The organism is Verrucomicrobiia bacterium (genome assembly GCA_035495615.1).
GTDB lineage: Bacteria > Omnitrophota > Omnitrophia > Omnitrophales > Aquincolibacteriaceae > DATJFP01.
The window spans coordinates 21,899-43,919 of sequence record DATJFP010000099.1; the positions used below are offsets into that span (position 1 = coordinate 21,899).

Sequence of the window (22,021 nt, forward strand, 5' to 3'; positions counted from 1 at the left end):
ATTTTCTTGGACGAGACCCGGAATATTTCTAGGAATAAAACCGCTGTTTTAGCGGGAGCCGTCTGCCTGGTGCTGGCGGCTTTTATTGTTTTTGGAAGGTCGGTTCAGTACGACTTCGTGAACTGGGACGATGATCTCTACGTGACGCGCAACGCTTCGATACGGGAGCTGAACGTCCGCAATCTCGAAGACTGGTTCGTCCATCCTTACGTCTCCCTCTACGTGCCGCTGCCCATGCTGAGCTATGCCTTGAACTACAAGGCCGCGGGGCTGGACCCTTCCGCGTATCATGTGACCAACGTCATCCTTCACGCGGCGAACGGTGTCCTGGTTTTTCTGCTTTACCTGGCCTTTTTCCGCGACGCGCCTCTGTCTTTCCTCGGCGCTCTGGCGTTCGTATGCCATCCCGCGCAGGTCGAAACCGTGGCCTGGATCTCGCAGAGGAAAAGTTTGCTTTGCGCTTTTTTTCTGATCCTCGGCGTGCTGTTCTACAACCAGGGCGCGGCGGCGGAACGCGACCGCAAACGCACGGCGCTTGCCTGCGTCTTTTTCGTGCTGGCATTGCTGTCGAAAGCCACGGCCGTGATCGTGCCGCTCTTGCTGCTGGCCTACGATTATTTTTACCGGGGAACGGTGGGCAAGCGCAAAGGCCTTCTGCTTTCGCTTTTTCTCCTCGTGCCGGCCACGGCCATGGTTTTTTTCACGCTGGCGCTTTATCCGGAGGTGCTCGCGAAGTTCCACGGCACCCACGTCGTCGATTATGTGCTGGGGCAGGGGAAGACCCTTTTGTTTTACGCCAAGCACGCGGTCCTGCCCTGGCCGCAGGACCTTGTCTACGAAGGATTGACCGAGATCGGGCCGGGCGTGAAGGAGAGGCTGGGGCTTGCGCTGCTGGGCACTGTGGTTACGGGCCTCCTCTTCGCCGCGAGCTGGCGCAAAGAACGCTACGGATTCTGGCTGGCCTGGACGCTTCTCTTCCTGCTGCCGGTAGTTAATGTTTTCCGCGTGCCCGTTTCCGACCGGCATTTGTACCTGCCGCTCGTCGGCTTTATCGGGACGCTGCTCTGGCTTTTTTCGCGCTGGAAAAAAACCGGCATCCTTTTTTTGACGGCCTGGACGGCCGGACTGATCCTGCTTTCCTGGCATCGGCTTCCGGTCTGGCAAAACAGCGAGACCTTGTGGAACAGCGTGACTTCCAGGCGCGGCATGATGTTTGTCGCCAGAATGCAGCTTGCGGGGTATTATGAGGACCGGGGGGATCTGGAAAAGGCGTCCCGCGGGTATTGGGACATCATCGCGATCCAGCCCCAGCTGCCTTACCCGTACCTGAATCTTTATAATCTGTACACGCAGCACGGCCAAAAGGCCAATGCGGCCACGGTCGCGGAATTTTATGCGCAAAACTATTCGCAGCATTTTCCTCTTCCGGAACTTTACGAAAAGCTCGTGCGTTCGAAAAATGAGCCCGGCCGCGTCCGGGAACTGGTGCATCAAGTGATCGAAGACCACGACGACGGCAAAATGCAGGAAGATTACTGGGAAGAATTCCAGTCGCAAAGGCCCCTATGAGCACGCCCAAAGCCCTTATCCTCGGGGCCGGACCCGCGGGACTTTCCGCGGCGCACGAGCTTTCCAATCACGGCGTGTCCTGTCACGTGGTGGACCGGCACACCCAGGTGGGAGGCCTTTGCCGCACGCTGGACTTCGAGGGATACCGCTTCGACATCGGGGGGCACCGCTTTTTGTCGCGCAGCGTCGAGGTGAATGACCTGTGGAAGAACGTCCTCGGCCAGGAACTGCTCACCAAGTCCCGCAAGTCGCGCATTTATTTCCGCGGGCAGTTTTACGATTATCCGCTGCATCCTTGGAAGACACTGCAAAAACTCGGACCGGTCGAGGCCGCGCGCTGCATCGCGAGCTACCTGGGCGCCCAGTTATCCGGCGGCACGGATTCCGGCTCGTTTGAAAACTGGATGATCCGGCGTTTCGGGCGCCGCTTGTACGAGAATTTTTTCAAGTCCTACACGGAAAAAGTATGGGGCATCCCATGCTCCCGCTTGTCCAGCGATTGGGCCGCGCAGCGCATCCAGGAGTTGTCGCTTCAAAAGGCCATCCACCAGGCTTTTTTTTCCGACCGCGAACGGAAAATCAAGACGCTGAGCGACAGGTTTTACTACCCGCGGCTTGGGCCCGGCCAATTCTGCGAGAGGCTGAAGGCCATCTGCGAGACGAAGCACGTGAATTTCCATCTGGAACGCGAAATCGCGGAAGTCCAGACCCAGGGGCGGCGCGTCCGTTCGGTCATCTCCGCATCCGGCGGGCGGAAGGAAAACCATGAGGCCGATTACTTCCTATCCAGCATCCCGCTGCCAGTGCTGGTGGAAAAACTAAGCCCGCGTCCGCCGAAGGAAATCCTGGAGGCTGCCGCGTCGCTTTCGTTCCGCAGCTTCATTTCGGTGAACCTGATTTTCAACTCGCCCGATCTCTTCGACGATCACTGGATCTACGTGCATTCCCCGGACGTCAAGGCGGGGCGCGTGCAGAATTATAAAAATTGGAGCCGGGAAATGGTGCCGGACGACCAAACGACTTCGCTCGGCGTGGAATATTTCGTGTTCGAGGGAGACGAACTCTGGAATAAATCCGACGAAGCCTTGATCCGTTTTGCCGCGGACGAACTGGCTGTCCTCGGCCTCGCGGACAAGAGCCGGCTCGTCAAAGGTTTCGTCGCTAAAATTCCGAAGGCTTATCCGGTTTACGGTCCCGGCTACAAGAATTCGGTCCGCATCCTCAGGGATTACCTGGCCGGATTCGAAAACCTGCAGGTCATGGGGCGGGCGGGCCTTTTCCGCTACAACAACAGCGACCATGCCATCCTGACAGGGCTTTTCGCGGCGCGCAACGTCCTCGGCGAAGGCCACGACCTTTGGACCGTGGATCCTGACCGCCACTTCGTCGCGGCCCTGGATTAATTTTTTTGAGCTATGGCGAACACCGGACAATTCAGCGTGATCATTCCCGCGCGCAACAGCGGCCGGACTCTCGGCCGCGTGCTGGAAGCGGTTTGCGCCTCCTCGCTTCTGCCCGCGGAAGTGATCGTCGTCGACGACGGCTCGACCGACAACACGGCGGAGATCGCAAGAAACTTTTCCTGCCGCGTGGTCCCCGTTGCGCTGGGCCGGGGCCCCATGCAGCCGCGCTTTAAGGGCGCGGCGGCCGCGCTTTTTCCCTTGCTCGTCTTCCTGGATTCGGACGTTTGCGTCAAACCCGACACGTTCGGGAAACTCACGGCGCATTTCTCGGACCCCGGCATTCATGCCGTGACCGGCCTTCTTGCCGCGCAGGCGCCTGTCCGCCGTTTTGCCAGCCATTACAAAAACGAATACATGAATTTCATTTTCCGGAAGAAGCCCCGCGAATCGGATTTTCTCTACGGGTCGCTGTGGGCGGTGCGGCAGCGCGACCTCATCATCTTCGAGCCGGTGAGCGAACCCTTCGGCAGCCTGGTTTCCGATACGGAAATGGGGATGCGCCTGAGGGCCTCGGGGAAGCGCGTGCTGCTCGACGCGGGCCTGGAAGTGGAGCATTTGAAAGAGTACGGCATTGCCGGCCTCCTCAAAAATGATTTCGTGATTCCGTTCATGTTCGCCCGCATTTTTCTGCGGTACGGCAGGCAAAGCGATTGGACCCGCAAAAGGGGATTCTCGCATGCGTCGCTGGCCCAGACCGCGGCCACGGCCCTGGCCTTTTTCTCGCTTACGGGCCTCACGGCGTTTGCCTTTTCCGGACGTTTTTTTTTCCTGACGGGTTCTCTTCTCCTGGGCGCGGCCTTTTTCGCGTACTGGCGTTCTTTTCTCGCGCGTCTTTTTAAAACGCGCGGCGTGGTGTTCGGCCTCAAGGCCGCGCTGCTCGAGCCGTTCGATGCCGCGGCCATGTTCTGCGGATTGTGCTCGGGGTTTGTTTATTCGGTGTTCCGCCCGCATCGAGAGCCCTCGTCCCGGCTCGCCGTGGCGGCGGCATGAAGCCGGCGGCGTCCAGCGCGGGAACGCTGCGGAAAATTTTTTTGACCCCCATTCCCATTCCTCCTCCGTTGAAGCGCGCCTTCTGGGCCGCGGCCTTCGTGGTGCTCTACATCAAGATTTTCTTTGTCAGCGGCTCGATGCCGGCCCGCGCGGAACTCGAATCGTCCTGGCATCTTGCCCTGGAATATGCGGCCCTCCACGGCATCCCGCACGGCTCCTGGATCCTCCACAGTTTCGGACCTCTGGGCTATCTGGCCTCGGATTCCAGCATGGCAGTCTTTGCGCCGGCGCGCGTGCTGTTTGCCTGGTGCTGGACCTTCCTGATCTGCACGGCCATTTTCGAGATCGGCCGTTTGACCGGACCGAGGATCAAGCTGCTGCTCATTCTGGCCGCGTTTTTTATCTTCAACCAGGTGAACGCCTACGATCATGAGATCCAGCCGTTGACGCTTGTCCTTTACGGCGTTTACCGGGTCCTGGAACCCGGCGCGTCGTCGTGGCTGAAAGAAGCGCTTCTTGCCGCGGTCATCGGCATCCTCATCTGCATGAAGTTCTCGTTTTTTATGTTCGGGACGGGCCTGCTGGCCGTTCTGGTCCTCGTCCGTCTGGCGGAGCGCGATTTCGGCGGGGCCGCGCGCCTTGCGTTCTTGTTTGCGGCCGCGCTTGCAGGGGTATGGATGTTGTCCGGACAAAGGCTGCAGGATCTCGCGCCGTGGATCACGGACAATATGGACTTCAGCGCCGGGTATCTCTCGTCCGCAGGGATGAAAGGAAATCCGCTGGTTCTGCGTCTGTGTCTTGCCGCGGCCGGGCTTTTCGGCGCGCTCCTTTTGATGCTTGCAGGCCGCCTCCGGCCGGGTCCGCGCGCGCGGGGCTTCCTTGTGGTTCTGGCCGGGCTTATGGTGTGGAAATGGAAGCATGGCTTTGTCCGGGCGGATTTGCACACGCTCTATTTTTCCAGGATGATGCTGACTGCGGCGAGCCTTTTGTATCTTCCTTATTTTTATCCGCGTCTCGAGGAAAGAGCGGCAAAATTCTTTCACCATGCGGTGTACGTGGGCATCGTGGGACTTTGCCTGGCGGCGGGGCATCTCCAATTGCCCTACCGTTTCCTCCCCGTACGGGACAATGTCGTCGCGCCGTTTCTCTGGAAGCTCGACATGTTTTCGCGGAGCGTGACCGGAAAGAAGATGGATTCGTTCGGAAGAACAGAATGCCTGTCCGTGGAAGACTGCACCCTGCCCGAAATCCGGAAAAGGGTGGGCACCGAAACGATCAACGCGATGAATTACGACCAATCGCTTCTCATCATGAACGCATTGAATTACCGGCCCAGCCCCATGGTGCAAAGCTTTGACACATTGACGCCCAAGACCCTGGCGCGTGACCTCGAATTTTACCGCGGGCCGCTGGCGCCGCGGTTCGTGGCGCTGCACGTTTCCACGCTCGACGGCCGCCTGCCCTCGGAAGACGATGCCCTTGTGCTGCCTTATCTTTTCCAGCATTATGTCCCCGTGCTGCGGGAATCGAAATTCCTGCTTTTTGAAAAGTCCGGCGGTCCGGATACGGCCTGGCCCGCGACGGAAACGCTCCTCAAAACCCGGGTCACGTTCCGGCAAATCCTTGATTTGACGGCATGGAACGGCAGGCCTTTGTGGATCAAGGCGCGCTTCAAGAGGAGTCCGCGGGGCAAATTGAGGCTTTGGGCTTTCCGCGCGGTCCCGCCTCAGATCTGCGTGAAATCAGGCAGCTCCGCGTATCTTCTTTACCGGCTGGTGCCGGGCATTTCGTCTGAGGGGTTTCTTCTGAATCCCATGCTCGAGACGAACAAAGACGCGGCGAACCTCATCCATCCGGAGAGGTGGAAAAAAGCGGACAAGATTTATTTCGAGGCCATGGGCGGGGAACGCGACTTCGAGCCGGAAATCGAAGTGGAAATCGACGCCTTGAAAGAGGGCTGGATCAACGAGGCTGAGTGGCGCCGTGCGGAGGAAGTGCGGCAGCGGCGGACGCTGGAAAAAGTTTTCGGCCCGGGGCCTTTGCAAGTCGAAGCCGCGCGGCCTTTGGAAGAAGGGGAGCTATGGGACTATCCAGCGGTTCTGGCGTTTCCGCCCACGACGATCAGGGTACCGGTTCCCTCAGGCATGCATTTTCTCGAAGGCGGATTCGGCATGATGAAAGAATCGTATAGGGGAGGCAATGCCTCCGACGGCGTGAGGTTTATCGTCGAAGTCGAAGACGGGGCCGGCAAATGCAGGCGGGTGCTGGACCGCATCATCAACCCTCACGCTTTTACGGCGGCGCGATGGCAAAGTCATTACCTGGTCAAGCTCGACCCTGCGGTGGACAAAAATATCGTTCTGAAGACTGATCCTGGTCCCGCAGGCAATTCCAAGGCGGACTTTGCGGTCTGGACCAAGATGAAATTCAAATCCGACGTCCCTAAAAGGTGGCAATATCTCTATGTCTGAGATGGAAAAAGGGAAGGCATGGACTCCTCCAGGCGGCACCGTCCAGGTTTCCGACCTGCGGCGGGCCTCGCGCGCCGGCACCATGGCGGTTTGCACGGTGGCGTCCAAAAATTATCTCGCCTACCTGCGCGTCTTCAGCAGGAGTTTCCGGCACCATCATCCGGACATCCCCATCTACGTGCTGCTGACCGACCAGATCGAGGGGTGCTTCAACCCCGCCGAAGAACCGTTTGAAATGATTCCCCTTCAGGCCTTGGACAATATCCCGGATCCCTGGACTTTCTTTTTCAAATATTCCGCGCTCGAGCTGAACACGGCGGTGAAGCCCTATTTCTTCGAAACCCTTTTCCGCCGTTACGGCCTTCAAAAACTCATTTTTTGCGATCCGGACATGGTCTTTTACTCCTCCATGGATGAGGCCTGGCAGGCCCTGGAAGACCATCCTTTGCTTCTGACGCCGCATATCACGGTTCCCTATGGAGATACGTCTTATCCAGGGGAGTTGGAAATCAGCCGGGCAGGCCTCTTTAACCTGGGATTTCTGGGGCTTTCTAATTCATCCAAAACAATGGATTTTTTGGGATGGTGGCAACATAAGCTCTACGATCAATGTTATATGGACCCCACCCAAGGCCTTTTTGTAGACCAAAAGTGGGCTGGCTTTGCCATGGTGTTGGTCGAGGGCACCCAAATTCTCCGGAACCCTTCCTATAATATGGCTTATTGGAACCTCCACCAGACCCAGCATCAAATGGACTTCCGGGGCGGGCGGCTTTTCTGGCAGGGGAAACCTGCCGTGTCCTTCCATTTCAGCGGGTTTGACCCTTTGAAGCCCGGCCCCATTTCCCGGCATCAGAACCGCTTCCACCTCAACGATGTGCCTCAGCTCCGGCCTTTGTTCGAGGATTATGCGGCGCGCCTGTGCGAAGCCGGGTATGCCGAGTCCAGCGCCTGGCCCTATGCCTTCGGCTATTTCGAAAACAACGTGCGCATCCCTCAGGAAGCCCGGAGCCTTTACCGGGACCTCGGACCCAAGGCCGCGGTTTTTGGAAATCCTTTCCGGACCGGCCCGGGAAGTTTTTTCGAATACCTGAACGAATCCGCCGAAGGAAGAAAACCTTCCAAGCCAGGGATGACGCGTTTGGTCCAAAAAATTTACGCGTCCCGAAACGATGTGCGCGAAGCTTTTCCCGAAGCCGGGGAACGCCCCGGGGGCGGTTTTTTTTCCTGGCTCAGGGATGCCGGAGCGCGGGAACACGGGCTCGACGGCGCGTTTGTGGAAGCGGCCGTGGGCGGGTACCGACCGTCGTGGGGCGAGCGCGTCCGCGCGTTTTTCAAAACGCGCCTGACGAAGAAGCAGATTTTTATTTTCCTATGGACCGCAAAACGCGATGCGCTGCAACTTGTCCGTGATGCGGCCGACGCGGCCGCGCGCCGCATCCAGGCGCGCCGGATGGAATGCCTGCCTTTCGGCGCCAATCTTGCCGGCTATTTCCAGGGTGTTTTCAGCACGGCCGAAATCACGCGCTCGTCGGTCGAAGCGCTGAAGGCCGCGGGCATTCCGCATGTCCTCACCAACGTCTCCGAAGCCCGCCATAATCATGGGGACAGGACCCTCAGCCATTTCCAGGCGTCCAACCCGTACCGGTTCAACCTGGTTTTCGCGAACGCGGACATGGCCACGCATTTCTGGCGGGGGAGGCCCGTCCAATTTTCCGCGGCGCGGACCAACATCGCGCTTTGGTTCTGGGAGCTTCCGCGTTTTCCGGCCCGGTGGAGCCGGAGTTTCGATTATTATCAGGAGATCTGGACGCCGACCACGTTTTGCCTGGAAAGTATTTCGCGCGCGTCCGCTGTTCCCGTTTTGAAAATGCCCACGCCTGTCATCATGGAAAAACAGCCGGACCAGCGTGAAGCCTTTGGCTTTTCGCGCGGGGACTTTGTTTTTTTGTTCTGCTTTGATTTTCTGAGCGTGCTCGAGCGCAAAAATCCTTCGGCGCTGATCCGCGCGTTCCGGCTCGCGTTTGGAGACCGTCCCGGGATCCACCTGCTGATCAAAACGATCAATTCCCATCATGAACCGGAGAAAATGCGCCGCCTTCAGGACGAAGCCCGCGGAGGGCGCATCCGCCTGCTGGACGCGCATCTGGCCAAGGCGGAACTGAGCAAGCTCATGAATTCCTGCGATGCCTATGCCGCGCTTCACCGCTCGGAAGGCTTTGGGCAGGCGATCGCCGAGGCCATGCTGCTCGAAAAGCCCGTGATCGCAACCGGCTACTCCGGCAACATGGAGTTCATGACGCGCGAGAACAGTTTCCCGGTGCGCTATGCGTTGACGCCGATCCCCCAGGATTATGATCCCTACGAGAAAGGCCAGGTCTGGGCCGATCCGGACGAGGCTCATGCCGCGGAGCTCATGCGCCAGGTCCATGAAGACAGGGGGCTTGCCGCGCAAAAAGCGGAAAGGGCAGCCCTCGAGATCCGCCGCGCCATGAGCCCGGAGGCCTGCGGCCGGGCCATGAAAGAAAGACTGCTCGAGTTGTCCCGCTCCTCATCCCCCCAAAAGAAACGGCCGATAAACTAGTCTGAAAAATTGCCGGGACGCCTTTAAACTTCCTGGAACACCGTCTATACTTTTGTAAGGTATGGGAGTTTTTTCAGTCTTTTTTCAAACATCCTCATAGCTTACCGTTTACGGTAAAGGACTGTCGGGAGAATCGATGAGCGAACCTACGGAATCCGGCGTCAAGGTTCCATCCATCGCCGTGTCCGCCGAAAAAATCACAGTGCTGGCCATCGAGGATGACCCGACCTACGTCGAGCTTCTGAAAAAGTTCCTTTCCCCGCTTCAGCGGCCCGCTTACGAAATCGATCATGTGTCCACGCTGGCCCAGGCCATGGAAGTCCTGGCCAAGGGCGGGCATGACGTGATTCTCGCGGACCTGATGCTTCCCGACAGCGAAGGCGTCGCAACCTTCGAAAAAATCCACGAAAAATTTCCGAGCAAGCCCATCATCGTCGTCACCGGCATGGCCGAGGACGAAGTCGCGCTCGAGGTGATGCGCAAGGGCGCGCAGGACTTCATGACCAAAAGCGCGCTCAATACCAAGCTGCTCGCGCGCGCGATCCCTTACGCGATCGAGCGCAAGAAAGCGCAGCACGACGCCTTCCTCGTCAACGAAAAATACCGCACGATTTTCGAGAACTCCGCCGTGGCCATCATGATGGCCGACCCGCAGGAGCGGATCATCTCCTGGAACAAGTTCACGGAAAACTTTTTAAAGATGACGCCAAAGGACCTTTGCCTGAAGCCGGTCAGCTCGCTGTATTCGGAAATGGAATGGCGCCGCATCCGCTCGTACAACATCCGCGAAAAAGGCGTGCAGCACACGCTCGAGACGCAGGTCATGCGCAAGGACGGCGTGGTCCTGGACGTAGACATTTCGATCAGCGTGCTCAAAGACGAAAACGGCAAGATTACCGGATCGATCGGCATCCTGAAGGACATCTCCGAGCGCAAGCGCGCCGCGCGCGACATCCAGCGCGCTGAGGAAAAATACCGCACGATTTTCGAAAACTCCGCGGTCGCCATCACCGTGACCGACGAGGAGGAACGCATCGTGTCCTGGAACAAATTCGCCGAGGATTTCCTGGGCATGACGTACGAGGACCTGTACCTGCGCCCCGTGGGCTCGCTTTATCCCGAAGAAGAATGGACGAAGATGCGTTCTTACGACATCCGCCGCAAAGGCATGCAGCACGTCGTCGAGACCCGTGTCTTCCGCAAGGACGGAAGCCTGCTCGACGTGGACATCTCGATCCGCGTGCTCAAAGACGCGCACGGCAAGATCACCGGTTCCATCGGCATCATGAAAGACATCACCGAACGCAAAAAGCTTCAGCACCTCAAAGACGAATTTGTCAGCACCGTCAGCCACGAACTGCGCACGCCGCTTTCCATCGTGCGCGAATCCATTGCGCAGGCCGCTGAGGGGATCCTGGGCCCGACCACGCCGGAACAGCAGAAAGTCTTCCGCATGTCCGTGGCAAGCGTGGACCGGCTGACGCGCATCATCAACGACCTCTTGGACGTCTCGAAAATCGAGGCCCAAAAGCTGACGCTGTACAAAGAGCGTTTCGACCTGCTGGATGCGCTGCAAATCCTGAAAGCCGAATTCTCGGGCCGCGTGCGGGAGAAAAACCTGAAGCTGGACATTTATGCGCCCACGGAAAAACTCGAGGTCTATGCCGACAAAGACCGCGTGATCCAGATTTTCACCAACCTGATCAGCAACGCGGTCAAATTCACGGACCAGGGGCAGATCACGATTTCGTGCCAGGACGCGGGCGGACTCGCGGAATGCTCGGTCACGGATACCGGATGCGGCATTCCGGAAGAATATCTTCCCAAAATCTTTTCCCGGTTCGAGCAGTTCGGCGCTCCTAAGAGCGGCATCGAAAAAGGCACCGGCCTCGGGCTTTCGATCTGCAAAGGCATCGTTCAGCTCCATGGCGGCGAAATCCGCGTCGAGCCGAACAATCCTCAGGGCACCCGCGTCATCTTCACGCTTCCTCGCTGATCCGGGAAATCTTCCGGTTGCGGCCTTTCTTGCGATCCCGTACACTGTCCGCATGACGTCCGGCACAAAACCCAACCGTCTCATTCGTGAAAAAAGTCCGTATCTTCTCCAGCACGCCATGAATCCCGTGGATTGGTATCCGTGGGGGGAAGAGGCTTTTGAAAAAGCGCGCCGCGAGCAAAAGCCGGTTTTTCTTTCCATCGGCTATTCCACCTGCCACTGGTGCCATGTCATGGAAGAAGAATCTTTTTCCGATCCCGCGGTCGCGCAGATCCTGAACAGTGCGTTTGTGCCCGTGAAGGTCGACCGCGAAGAGCGGCCCGACGTGGACCATGTTTACATGGATGCGGTCATGGCCATGACCGGTTCCGGCGGCTGGCCGCTCAATCTTTTTCTCACGCCCGAACTCAAGCCCTTTTACGGCGGCACTTATTTCCCGCCGCGCGATGCCTACGGCCGGCCGGGTTTTGGCACGATTCTCCTCGCCCTCGAGGAAAAATGGAAAACCGAGCGCGAGGGCATTGAAAATGCCGGCCAGGGTCTGGTTCAGGCGCTGCAGGCCCATGCCGCGGGCGAAGGCGCGGAAAGACAGGCGCTCGCCCCGGGGCTTCTGGACCGCGCCGCGGGAGAAATGCAGGAGCGCTTTGACGACGAAAATGGGGGATTCGGCGAGGCCCCGAAATTTCCGTCCAGCCATGGACTTTCCTTCCTTCTTTATTATGGAAAGAACACGGGGCAGACCGTGCCGCTGCGCATGGTGGAAAGGACACTCGCGGCCATGGCGCGCGGCGGGATATGGGACGCTTTAGGCGGCGGCTTCCACCGTTATTCCACCGACGAACGCTGGCATGTGCCGCATTTTGAAAAGATGCTTTACGACCAGGCGCTGCTCAGCCGCACTTACACCGAAGCCTTCCAGGTCACGTCCAAACCGCTGTACCGCGACGTCGCCATGAAGATTTTCGATTACGTTCTGCGCGATCTCCGTTCGCCTGAAGGGGGATTTTATTCCGCAGAGGATGCGGACAGCGTTCCCGGCGTCGAGCCGGGAAGGTCTTCGCAGTCCCGGCCCGACGGGGACCGGGGCAGCCTGCCTGCTGCCGATGCGACGAAAAAAGTCGAAGGCGCTTTTTATGCGTGGAAGGCGGCGGAACTGAGCAGCCTTCTCACGGAAGAGGAGATGAACCTATTTGCCGCGGCTTACGGCGTGGAAGACAAAGGCAATGTCTCGCATGATCCGTTCGGCGAATTTGCCGGAAAGAACGTGCTTTATCAGAGCGCGCTCGAAGAGGGGCTGGCGCAGGACACGGGCAAAACAAGAGAGGAAGTGAAAGAAATTCTGGAACGCGCATCGGCTAAGCTGTTCGCGGCGCGCGCGAAACGGCCGCGTCCGCACCTCGACGACAAGATCCTCATGGATTGGAACGGCCTCATGGCCGCGGGTTTTGCCTATGCGGCGCGGGTTTTCAAAGACAGCCGCCTCGAAAAAGCGGCACGGGAATCCGTGGACTTCATCCGGACGCGCCTGCGGCAAAAAGACGGGCGCTACCTCCACCGCTGGCGGGAAGGCGAGGCCGCGGTGCCGGCCTTTCTCGACGATTATGCGTTTTTCATCCACGCTCTCTATGAATTGTACGAGACTACGTTCGACGCCGCTTATTTAAAAGAGGCGCTGCATGTGGCCGAAGACATGATCCGCCTTTTCGTCGATCCGGACAAAGGTGGATTTTTTTTCACGGGCCGCGACGCGGAACCGCTATTTTCCCGTCCAAAGCCGGCTTACGACGGCGCGATCCCGTCGGGCAATTCCATGGCCATCTGGGTCCTGGCCAGGCTCGGCAATCTGACGCTGCGCCAGGATTTGCGCGACGCCGCGTCCAAGGCGCTGGAAGCCTTGTCCTGGCAGATCAGCGCGCGGCCTTCGGTTTATCCCGTGTCGCTCTGCGGCCTGGACATCCTCATGGGGAACGCCGAGGAAATCGTCATCGCGTCCTCCAGTGAAGAAGAGGCCCGGGCCTGGGCGGACGAAGCCGCGAAGATCCTCGCGCCGGGCCGCGCCATTGCCCTGAGCACGGGAGAAAAAAATGCCGAAGAATGCATTCCTTTCCTTCAGCAGCAGGTGCCGCTGCAAGGCAAGACCACGGCGTACTTTTGCCGGAACGGCGCTTGCCGCCAGCCGGTCCAATCCCGCGACGAATTCCTGAAACTTCTGCAGGAGCCCCGCTAGAACATGGACGGGCGCATGATGGAATTCGTGATGCTCCTCGAAAAGTTTTTGCCGTGGGCGCTTGTCCTTTTGGGGGCTTATCTTGTCCTGGGGCGCGTGTCGCCGGAGCTGGCGCCGCAAAAAAAATGGATGCTGCGCAGTGCGGGCGTGCTGCTGATTTTCGCGGGAATCGCCGGCCCCTGGCTCGGCGGGAAAAAAGCCGGCGTCGAATGGATGCCGTACAAGCCCGGCATTCTCGAGCAGGCCGCGGCCGAAGGGAAGCCCGTGATCCTTGATTTTGCCGCGGCATGGTGCGAGCCCTGCCATGATCTCGACCGCTACACCTACACGCATCCGCAGGTCGTGGCCGCTCTGGCGCCGCTCAACCGGATCAGGGCCGACATGACGGACATGGAAAAGCCCGAGAACATCGAGCTGACGCTGAAGTATCACATCGAAGGGCTTCCGACGCTGCTTTTTCTGGACGGCGGGGGAAATGAAATCGAAGGCAGCCGCGTCATGGGCTTCATCGGGCCGCTGGAGCTGGTCATGCACGTGAAGTCGCTCGCGGCCAAGGCCGGCGCGTCTTCGCAGTCCGGCGCGGCAAAGCCGGCTCAGTAGACTTTTTTACTTCCGGTTTCGTTAAATCCTTTGAAGAGGCGCAGGCACTCGGAACGCATGAAGGGGCCGATGATCTGGATCCGGCTCTTTCCGAGTGACTTGATCTGGCGATTGGAAAGCCTGAGCTCGTTGAACCCGATGCTTTTCGCGTCCGCGATCGTGGCGCCGTAAAAAATCCGCGACACCCGCGCCCAATGGAGCGCGCTGAAGCACATGGGGCAAGGCTCGCACGTGGAATAAATGTCGCAGCCCGTGAGGTCGATCTGCTTTAATTTTTCGCAGGCCTTGCGGAGAGCGTGGACTTCGGCATGGGCGGTGATGTCCGTGCTTTTCCAGACCACGTTGTGCTCGCAGGCAATGACTTTGTCGTCTTTGACGATGCAGGCGCCGAAAGGCGTCTGTCCTTTGCGGATGCCTTCGCGGGCTTTTTCCATGGCCAGGCGCATGAACTTTTTTTGCATAAAGTCGTTTCCTCGCTGGGAAAGGTATCCCGTGTGTCCCGCCTTGTCAAGCGGAGGAAAAGGAAGAAATCCGGCCGGCTGCGGTTTTTTATTGAAGGAATCCGCGCTTTGACCGTCAATTAACGGTATTGTTGTGTCCTGCGGTACAATAGAGCATTGAGAATTCCAACCTCGAGGAGGAAGCATGAAATCGTTTGCGATCGTATTGGCTCTTGTTTTTTCCGCAACCGGCGCCCTTGCGCCCGCTGCGCTGGCTGTAGGCGAGGAAGCCGGCGGCGTTCTCGACGTCCAAAATAAGTTTTGCCCTGTAGATCACAAGCCCGTGGACCAGGAGCATTCCGTGGTTTACGACGGCAAACTGTACCATGTCTGTTCGGCCCGCTGCGAATCCAAGTTCAATAAGGATCCCAAGACGTATGCGGCGAAAGTCATTCTGCCTTCTCCGGGCGGCCAGCCGGGCGTGAATGCGGACTCTGCGCAGGAAGCTAAGAAGCTTACCGAAGGTCAATAAACCCTCAATGAAATGAGGGGGTTGGCATGATGTATGCCTTTAGAAAGGGGTGCGGAAAGCTTGGCGGTTAAAACCGCTTTCCGCCCCACAAAAAGGTCGTTTCTTTGACTTTTTTGTTACAAATTCAAGGAGGCCGTCATGCAGAAGATTTACAAGAGCATCGAGAGCCGTATCCGTCTTTGGGTTTTTGAAGAAGAGCGCCGTATCCTGAGCTCCCTCAAAACCCCGCAGAAAAACGTGCAAACTGCCCGCGTTATGAAGGCCGCTTAACGGCCTTTCAAAACCTGGTTTTTGCTTGGGATTCTCGTTAAACGCGGATACAATGCTCCCGTTTCGAAGTCGTATCAACCCGCTTGACCCGTCAATAGAGATAGGAGACCGCTGTGAAAACGAAGACCAGGATCCTCGCAGGGGTGGTAGGCCTGTGCGCCCTTGCTCTCGCCGGATGCGCTTCCAGCAAAGAACCGCAAACCATCGACGTTGCCGACCGCATTGCCCAGGCCCGCGCGAATTATCATAATCCCGCGGTGAGCGCCGGACCGACGGCGACCGGATATTCCGGCTCGAGAAAAGCCTACATCAAGTAACTCCGATTTTCCTTCCTGACGCCCGGCCCGGATATTCCTTCGGGCCGGGTTTTTTTCCCAAAAAAGCCTCGACTGAACCCCGCCCTCCGCGTTGCAAGCGGCCATGCAGAACGCCAAGGAAAGTAGATCAGCACGCGGCCCCGAGTGCGCCGGATTTTTCACACGGGCCAGGCCGGGGGGGCCGGCGGGCAGATGACCGCTTTTATTTCGGCCTTGGCCGCAATTATGCTAGTCTGGACGGGGTTTTCCATGACGTGGCGCCGTTTTTTCAAACGGGCCGCCCGAAAACGCTTTCAACGATCAAGACCTGATTTCATATCCTAAAGGAGGATAGTATGCTTCAGCTCTTTCAAAAAGGCGGGCCCGTCATGTGGCCGCTGCTCACGGCTTCGCTGATTGCCACGACACTCGTCATCGAAAGAATTATTTTCATGACGCGGGCCAGGTTCCGCGAAAATCCCGCTCTCAGGAGGAAGATCTTCTTCCTTGTGGAGTCCGGCGATATCGAGCAGGCCAAGGCCGTCGCCGAGAAATCGCAGGACCCCGTCGTGCGCATGATGCTCGACGGCCTGCGCAACAAGGAACACCTGCAGACCGCGCTGATGACGTCCGCTTCCGCGGAGCTGAAAAAATATTCGCGAGGCATCACGGTCCTGGACACGATCATCACGCTGGCTCCGCTGCTCGGCCTGCTCGGCACCGTGACCGGCATGATCGGCGCCTTCGGCATGCTCGGCGGGCAGGAACTGGGCGCGCCTTCGGCCATCACGGGCGGCATCGCGGAAGCGCTGATCGCCACGGCCTTCGGTCTCGGCATCGCGATCACGTCGCTCATCCCGTTCAACTGGCTGAACGCCAGCGTTGATGAATTGCGGCACCAGATGGAGCAGTCGGGCTCGGCTCTCGAAGTGCTGATCTCAAAACTGGAGAAGGAATACTATGAAACTTCAGCAAACGTCCGTTAGGCGCAGGGCCAGGATCGAGATCATCCCGCTGATCGACATCATCTTTTTCCTTCTCGCCACCTTCGTCATGGTTTCGCTGTCCATGATCAAGAACGACGGGATTTCCGTGAAGCTTCCCAAGGCCGCGACGGCGACGGCGCAGGAGCGCGATCTTTCCGCCACGATCACGGTCAAGGAAAACGGGGAGCTCTATCTCAATAAAGAAAAAATAACGGCCGAGAACCTGCTTGGGCGTCTTACGGAAATGAAAGCCAAGGAGCCTGAAACCCGTGTCTTCGTGAACGGCGACGAGCTTTCTTATTTTGGCGACGTCGTCACGGTGCTCGACAAGATCCGCCAGGCCGGCATCGACAAGATCGGCATTCAAACGCAAGGCGTGAAAAACGCGCCGGCCGCGCAGGTCCCGGCCCCGCCGGACGCGGTGACCGAGGTCCCGTGATCGAAACCGAGAAGCCTTCCTTTATTAAAGCGCTTCCCAAGGACTGGCTTGCCAGCGGCTCGCTGGCGCTGCTGGTGCATGTCCTTCTTTTTTTCGGAAGCGGCTTTGCTTTCGTGAAGGCGCCGGAGTTCGGCGTGGAGGCGGCCTCCGGCGGCATTGAAGTGAGCCTGATCGCGGCCCTGCCCGCGTCGTCCGATGCCGCAGCCGTAAGACCGCAGTCCGAGCCTGAAAAAGACGAGGCCGGTGAAACCGTGCCCAAGTCCGAAGAGCCGAAGTCTCAGAAAAAAACCATCCCCGCCGAAAAAGAGGAAAACAAGACGCCCGGCCTTGTCAATGAGACGCCGTTTGTCGGCGACGGCAGTTCGGCCGTTCCGGGCCAAAGCCGGACCACGTTTTATTCCCCCGGCGGCGGAAGCACGGAAGAAAAGGCGAGTTATCTCAAGAATCCGCCGCCGCCTTATCCGCAGAGCGCCGTGGACCGCGGGGAGGAAGGCCTTGTCCTCCTGAGCGTTCTCGTGGACAAAAGCGGCCGGCCGCAATCGGTCGAGCTCAAACAGAGTTCGGGATCCGAGCTCCTGGACGAGTCCGCCTTGAAAACGGTCCGGCGCTGGAAGTTTCATCCTGCCCGCATGGGCATGATGAAGGTCGAATCCCGTGTCGACATTCCGATCCGTTTCGTGCTGGAAGAAGAACTCAAGCGGCATTCGCGCTGATCCCTCCGGTTTTTTCGCGTGTAAAATCCCTGTAACCCGGTTGAAGGAATGCCGAAAATTCATTAATCTATGAAATCTTCCCCACGGCTTGCGGAAAGAAGGATTAAACCTTGGGCGGTTTTCGCGCGTCTTAAGAGTAGAAAGGTGCGCTTTTATCTATGAAAGGCATAAAGACAGGGCCGTGGGGTTTGATTGCGCTGCTGGGGCTTGCGGGCTGCCTGAGCGTGCGCCTGCCCAAGGCGCAAATCCGCCCGCTGGAAAGTGAAAAAGTCGTGGGCTGGCAGGGGATGGTAGGCGAAGCGCTAGAAAACAATCCGGACCTGGACTCGGCCCGTTTTGCGTTGGAATCGCGCGCGCGCGCCCGGGACATCGCTTTCGGCGATTATCTGCCGTCGGTTTCCGGGAACCTGGACAAGGGCCGTGCCCGTTCCTCGGGTTCTCCGGCGCATGACAGCCTGAGCCTGTCCGTCGAAGCGGACCAGGCGCTTTTCACGGGTTTCGAAACGACGGGCAATTTTATCAGCGCGCGCAAAGATCTGGAAGCCGCGCGCTTTGATTACCAGGACACGAGCGCGAATGTGCGCTTCCGGCTGAGGTCCGCCTACATCGAGCTTCTGAGGCTGAAAGACCTGCTCGATGTGAGCAAGAGGATCGAACAGCGGCGGCGCAATAACGCGGAGCTGATCCAGCTGCGCTACGAAGCCGGGCGTGAGCATCTGGGTTCGTTGATGCGCGCCAAGGCCATTGCCGAACGCGCCGCGTTTGTCGTGAGGCAAACCGACCGGCGCATCGAAACGCAGTCACTGCGCCTCGAACGCGAAATGGGCGGGGAGTTCGAATTGCCGCTGCAGGTCGAAGGCACGCTGGACACGATGGTCCCCGTCATCTCCGGCCTGAAGCCCGATCCCGCGGAGCTGGCGGAAGAAACGCCCGCCGTGCAAAGGGCCATGAAAACCGCGGAATCGTTCAAGGCGCTTGTCCTATCCTCGCAGGGCGAGCTTTGGCCGCATGTCGACGGTTCGTACGATTATGAGGACAGCGGCACGCGCGCTTCGGATTTGAAGAGCGGTTCGTTTCTGGGGCTGCGCGCGAGCGTCCCTTTTTTCAACGGCGGCAAGAACGTGAACGGCATCCGCCGGGCCGAGGCCAATTACCGGGCCGCCCGCGAGGACGCCCGCAGCGTCCGGGACGAAACCCTGACGCAGCTCGCGGAAGCCTGGGCGCAGCTGACCGATGCCGTGGAATTCGTGGAAGTGCAGAAAAATTTTCTCGAGGCCGCGCGCAAGCGTTCGGAGATCGTGCGTTCGGAATACACGGCCGGCCTCGTGAACTTCCAGGATTTTGACATTGCCGAGCAGGACCTGGCCGATTCGGAAAACAATTACGTCGAAAGCCTGGCCGCGGTTCTTTCGCGGGAAGCCTCGTGGCAGTTGGCCCGCGGCGCCACTTTGGAGGATGCAGCGCGTGAAATTTAATCTTCGTTCCGGAAAAATGTTGGAGACTCTTTTCACGGCCGGCCTGGCCGCCGCGCTGGCGATGGGAACCGGCTGTTCCAAGTCCGGGTCCTCGCTCGAAGTGATCCGCATGGTCAAAACTCGAAAAGGCGACATGAACGTGACCGCGGCGGCCACCGGTGAAGTGAAACCGTACAACCGCGTGGAGATCAAGCCGCCGATCGCGGGCCGTGTCGAGGAGGTGCTCGTCAAGGAAGGCGACTCGGTCACACAGGGACAGGTGCTTGCCTGGATGAGTTCGACCGAAAGGGCCGCGCTTCTGGACGCAGCGCGCTCGCGCGGTCCCGAGGAATACCAGAAGTGGCTGAATTCCTACAAGCCCGCGCCTCTCCTCGCTCCGCTCGACGGCAAAATCATCGTGCGCGCGGTCGAGCCCGGGCAAACTGTGACGCCGACCGATCCCATTGTCGTGATTTCAGACCGCCTCATCATCAAGGCGCTGGTCGACGAAACAGATCTGGCGCAGATCACGCTCGGCCAGAAAACCCAAATCCATCTGGATGCGTACCCGGACAAAATCATCGACGGCAAAGTCGATCACATCAGCTACGAGAGCCAGCTTGTCAACAACGTGAATGTCTACGACATCGACATCCTTCCGGATGAAATTCCGCCGGCTTTTCGCAGCGGCATGACCGCGAACGTGACGTTTCTGGTTTCCGAACATCCCGATGTCCTGCTGCTTCCTTCCGAAGCGATCGTGGAATGGCCGCGCAAGGTCAAGCGCCCCGAAGGTGCGCAATTTGCCGTGTATAAAAAAGATTTCGGGCGCCTCACACCCGTGCCCGTACAGATCGGCGCAAGCGACGGACGCATGACGGAAATCACGAGCGGGCTGAAGCCGGGACAGGAAGTGGCGATCACCCGCAAGAAACAGTCCCAGACCGGCTCCGCATTTTCGCCCATGGGCGGCGGGCGGCAGGGCGGTGGCGGCGGATCCGGATCCCGCGGCCGCTCATGAAGCTGCTCGAAGCCGAAAATCTCACCAAAACCTACCGCATCGGCGAAATCGAAATCCGCGCGCTTCAGGGCGTCTCGCTCTCGATCGAAGAAGGCGAATTCGTGGCGCTCATGGGGCCGTCGGGCTCGGGCAAGTCCACGCTCATGCACCTCCTCGGCTTCCTGGATTCGCCGGACAGCGGGCGGCTCAGCCTGGCGGGCAAGGATGTAAGCAAACTCGCGGAAGACGAAGCGGCCTTCCTGCGAAACCGGCTCGTGGGTTTTGTCTTCCAGCAGTTCAACCTGATGTCGCGCTCCACGGCGCTCGAAAACGTCGCATTGCCGCTCCTTTATTCCGGCAACCGGGAGAAGGAAGAAGAAACGGCCGGGCATCTGCTCCAGCGCGTCGGGCTGGGAGATCGTGTGGGCCACCGGCCCAACGAGCTTTCCGGCGGCCAGCAGCAGCGCGTGGCCATTGCGCGCGCGCTCGTCAACAAGCCGCTTCTCATCCTTGCCGACGAACCCACGGGCAATCTCGATTCCAATTCGGGCCGCGAGATCATGGGCATTTTTAACGAGCTGCACGAGAAAGGCATGACGCTTGTTCTCGTCACGCATGACGAAAACGTAGGGCAGCAGGCCGAACGCATCATCCGCATGCAGGACGGCAAAGTGGTCAGCGACGAGCGCAAGGCCAAACCGCGTTCGGCATCCTCGGGTTTGGGAGCGGTTTCGTTTGAAAAGGGAAGAGGCCCGCGGTATCCGGTCAAAGAATTCCAGGAACATTTGCGCCAGGCGCTGCGCATGATCCAGTCGAACAAGATGCGTTCCTTTCTCTCCATGCTGGGCGTTCTCATCGGCGTGGCCTGCGTCATTACCATGCTGGCTCTAGGCCGCGGCGCGAGGGAATCAATCACGGAACAGCTTTCACGGCTCGGCTCCAATCTTCTTTCCGTGCGCCCGGGCTCCGCGAAAGTCCGCGGCATTTCAAGCGACGCCACCGCCACGCGCTTCACCTTCGAAGACGCGCGCGCGATCAAGGAAAGCGTGGGATCGGTCAAAGCCGTCGTGCCGCAGGTCTCGGGTTCCGCCCAGATGGTGAACGGCGACAGGAACTGGACAACGCGCGTGACGGGCGTGACGGCCGAGTACGTGGCGCTGCGTAACCAGGAGCCCATCATGGGAAGGTCGTTCACCGAAGAGGAAGATTCGTCGCGCCAGCGCGTGGTGCTGCTCGGGCAGACCGTCATGCGGGAACTTTTCGGACGGGAGAATCCCGTGGGCCAGTCCGTGAAGATCAACCGCATCAATTTCCAGGTCATCGGCGTTTTGCCGTCGCAGGGCTCGAACAGCTTCCGCGATCAGGACGACGTGGTCATGATGCCGCTGATGACCGCCATGAAGCGTGTGCTCGGCAAAGAATACCTGGACCAGATTGACGTGGAGATCACCGACGCCGATCAAATTCCCGTGGCCGAGGACGAGATTAAAAGGCTCATCATCCGCAGGCAGCGCCTTCCGCCGGAGCGACAGGACAGCTTCAACGTGCGCAATTACGCGGACGTGCAGGCCGCGCTTTCCAGTACGACGCAGACTTTTTCAATCCTGCTCGGATCGGTCGCGGCCATTTCGCTTGTCGTGGGCGGCATCGGGATCATGAACATCATGCTGGTGTCGGTGAAGGAGCGCACACGCGAGATCGGCTTGCGCAAGGCGATCGGAGCCACGCCGCGCAACATCCTGGAGCAATTTCTGGTCGAGGCCGTGACGATCACGTTTATCGGCGGAGGCGCGGGCATCGCGCTTGCGGTTTTCGTTTCCTGGCTGATTTCCACGATCGTCCACTGGCGGACCGCGATCACGCTCGGATCGCTGCTTCTCGCCTTCGGATTTTCCGCATTCGTGGGAATTATCTTCGGACTTTGGCCGGCCAAGCAGGCTTCCGAACTCGAGCCCATCCAGTCCCTGCGCTACGAATAGAGGTGAACCGGC

The 22,021-nt window shown here is 59.0% G+C and carries 18 protein-coding genes; 17 read left to right on the plus strand and 1 reads right to left on the minus strand.

Going from position 1 to position 22,021, the window contains the following annotated elements:
- Positions 1-69: 69 nt before the first annotated feature.
- The 8 genes from VL688_12735 (at position 70) to VL688_12770 (ending at position 13,900) form a co-directional block, all read left to right on the plus strand.
- On the plus strand, positions 70-1,569 hold the full coding sequence (locus tag VL688_12735) for a hypothetical protein (protein ID HTL48919.1): 1,500 nt from the start codon (positions 70-72) through the stop codon (positions 1,567-1,569).
- Complete coding sequence (locus VL688_12740) at positions 1,566-2,972, plus strand: NAD(P)/FAD-dependent oxidoreductase (GenBank protein ID HTL48920.1); 1,407 nt, start codon at positions 1,566-1,568, stop codon at positions 2,970-2,972. The genes VL688_12735 and VL688_12740 overlap by 4 nt, the downstream gene beginning before the upstream one ends.
- Positions 2,973-2,984: 12 nt before the next feature.
- Entirely contained in the window at positions 2,985-4,022 is a 1,038-nt protein-coding gene (locus VL688_12745; protein ID HTL48921.1) for a glycosyltransferase family 2 protein, read from the plus strand.
- Entirely contained in the window at positions 4,019-6,493 is a 2,475-nt protein-coding gene (locus VL688_12750; GenBank protein ID HTL48922.1) for a hypothetical protein, read from the plus strand. The genes VL688_12745 and VL688_12750 overlap by 4 nt, the downstream gene beginning before the upstream one ends.
- Positions 6,486-9,077 carry a glycosyltransferase family 4 protein gene (locus tag VL688_12755; protein HTL48923.1) on the plus strand — a complete coding sequence of 864 codons (2,592 nt, stop codon included), beginning with the start codon at positions 6,486-6,488 and terminating at the stop codon, positions 9,075-9,077. The genes VL688_12750 and VL688_12755 overlap by 8 nt, the downstream gene beginning before the upstream one ends.
- 136 nt (positions 9,078-9,213) lie before the next feature.
- Positions 9,214-11,073: a PAS domain S-box protein gene (locus VL688_12760; protein ID HTL48924.1), complete on the plus strand. Its 1,860-nt coding sequence runs from the start codon at positions 9,214-9,216 to the stop codon at positions 11,071-11,073.
- A gap of 52 nt (positions 11,074-11,125) precedes the next feature.
- On the plus strand, positions 11,126-13,300 hold the full coding sequence (locus VL688_12765) for a thioredoxin domain-containing protein (protein ID HTL48925.1): 2,175 nt from the start codon (positions 11,126-11,128) through the stop codon (positions 13,298-13,300).
- Between the two features lie 3 nt (positions 13,301-13,303).
- Positions 13,304-13,900, plus strand: coding sequence for a thioredoxin family protein (locus VL688_12770; protein HTL48926.1), 597 nt, complete (start codon positions 13,304-13,306; stop codon positions 13,898-13,900).
- Here VL688_12770 and VL688_12775 read toward each other — a convergent pair.
- Positions 13,894-14,361 carry a nucleoside deaminase gene (locus tag VL688_12775; GenBank protein ID HTL48927.1) on the minus strand — a complete coding sequence of 156 codons (468 nt, stop codon included), beginning with the start codon at positions 14,359-14,361 and terminating at the stop codon, positions 13,894-13,896. The two genes, VL688_12770 and VL688_12775, sit on opposite strands and share 7 nt — an antisense overlap.
- 184 nt (positions 14,362-14,545) lie before the next feature.
- On the opposite strand from VL688_12775, the gene VL688_12780 reads away from it, so the two are divergent.
- The 9 genes from VL688_12780 (at position 14,546) to VL688_12820 (ending at position 22,009) form a co-directional block, all read left to right on the plus strand.
- Positions 14,546-14,872, plus strand: a complete 327-nt coding sequence (locus tag VL688_12780) for a YHS domain-containing protein (GenBank protein ID HTL48928.1) — start codon at positions 14,546-14,548, stop codon at positions 14,870-14,872.
- Between the two features lie 138 nt (positions 14,873-15,010).
- Entirely contained in the window at positions 15,011-15,142 is a 132-nt protein-coding gene (locus VL688_12785; GenBank protein HTL48929.1) for a hypothetical protein, read from the plus strand.
- 113 nt (positions 15,143-15,255) lie between these two features.
- On the plus strand, positions 15,256-15,459 hold the full coding sequence (locus VL688_12790) for a hypothetical protein (protein HTL48930.1): 204 nt from the start codon (positions 15,256-15,258) through the stop codon (positions 15,457-15,459).
- A 335-nt stretch (positions 15,460-15,794) separates the two neighbouring features.
- Positions 15,795-16,424, plus strand: coding sequence for a MotA/TolQ/ExbB proton channel family protein (locus VL688_12795; protein HTL48931.1), 630 nt, complete (start codon positions 15,795-15,797; stop codon positions 16,422-16,424).
- Entirely contained in the window at positions 16,399-16,863 is a 465-nt protein-coding gene (locus VL688_12800; GenBank protein HTL48932.1) for a biopolymer transporter ExbD, read from the plus strand. The genes VL688_12795 and VL688_12800 overlap by 26 nt, the downstream gene beginning before the upstream one ends.
- Complete coding sequence (locus VL688_12805; protein ID HTL48933.1) at positions 16,860-17,576, plus strand: energy transducer TonB; 717 nt, start codon at positions 16,860-16,862, stop codon at positions 17,574-17,576. Before VL688_12800 ends, VL688_12805 begins: the two co-directional genes overlap by 4 nt.
- Positions 17,577-17,734: 158 nt before the next feature.
- Entirely contained in the window at positions 17,735-19,051 is a 1,317-nt protein-coding gene (locus VL688_12810) for a TolC family protein (protein HTL48934.1), read from the plus strand.
- Positions 19,041-20,051, plus strand: a complete 1,011-nt coding sequence (locus VL688_12815; protein ID HTL48935.1) for an HlyD family efflux transporter periplasmic adaptor subunit — start codon at positions 19,041-19,043, stop codon at positions 20,049-20,051. Before VL688_12810 ends, VL688_12815 begins: the two co-directional genes overlap by 11 nt.
- Positions 20,048-22,009, plus strand: coding sequence for an ABC transporter permease (locus VL688_12820; protein HTL48936.1), 1,962 nt, complete (start codon positions 20,048-20,050; stop codon positions 22,007-22,009). The genes VL688_12815 and VL688_12820 overlap by 4 nt, the downstream gene beginning before the upstream one ends.
- Positions 22,010-22,021 lie beyond the last annotated feature (12 nt).

Coding starts and splice junctions, on each gene's coding strand:
- VL688_12740 (HTL48920.1), top strand. CDS start 1,566: ATGAGCACGCCCAAAGCCCTTATCCTCGGGGCCGGACCCGCGGGACTT.
- VL688_12745 (HTL48921.1), top strand. CDS start 2,985: ATGGCGAACACCGGACAATTCAGCGTGATCATTCCCGCGCGCAACAGC.
- VL688_12750 (HTL48922.1), top strand. CDS start 4,019: ATGAAGCCGGCGGCGTCCAGCGCGGGAACGCTGCGGAAAATTTTTTTG.
- VL688_12755 (HTL48923.1), top strand. CDS start 6,486: ATGTCTGAGATGGAAAAAGGGAAGGCATGGACTCCTCCAGGCGGCACC.
- VL688_12760 (HTL48924.1), top strand. CDS start 9,214: ATGAGCGAACCTACGGAATCCGGCGTCAAGGTTCCATCCATCGCCGTG.
- VL688_12765 (HTL48925.1), top strand. CDS start 11,126: ATGACGTCCGGCACAAAACCCAACCGTCTCATTCGTGAAAAAAGTCCG.
- VL688_12770 (HTL48926.1), top strand. CDS start 13,304: ATGGACGGGCGCATGATGGAATTCGTGATGCTCCTCGAAAAGTTTTTG.
- VL688_12775 (HTL48927.1), bottom strand. CDS start 14,361: ATGCAAAAAAAGTTCATGCGCCTGGCCATGGAAAAAGCCCGCGAAGGC.
- VL688_12780 (HTL48928.1), top strand. CDS start 14,546: ATGAAATCGTTTGCGATCGTATTGGCTCTTGTTTTTTCCGCAACCGGC.
- VL688_12785 (HTL48929.1), top strand. CDS start 15,011: ATGCAGAAGATTTACAAGAGCATCGAGAGCCGTATCCGTCTTTGGGTT.
- VL688_12795 (HTL48931.1), top strand. CDS start 15,795: ATGCTTCAGCTCTTTCAAAAAGGCGGGCCCGTCATGTGGCCGCTGCTC.
- VL688_12800 (HTL48932.1), top strand. CDS start 16,399: ATGAAACTTCAGCAAACGTCCGTTAGGCGCAGGGCCAGGATCGAGATC.
- VL688_12810 (HTL48934.1), top strand. CDS start 17,735: ATGAAAGGCATAAAGACAGGGCCGTGGGGTTTGATTGCGCTGCTGGGG.
- VL688_12820 (HTL48936.1), top strand. CDS start 20,048: ATGAAGCTGCTCGAAGCCGAAAATCTCACCAAAACCTACCGCATCGGC.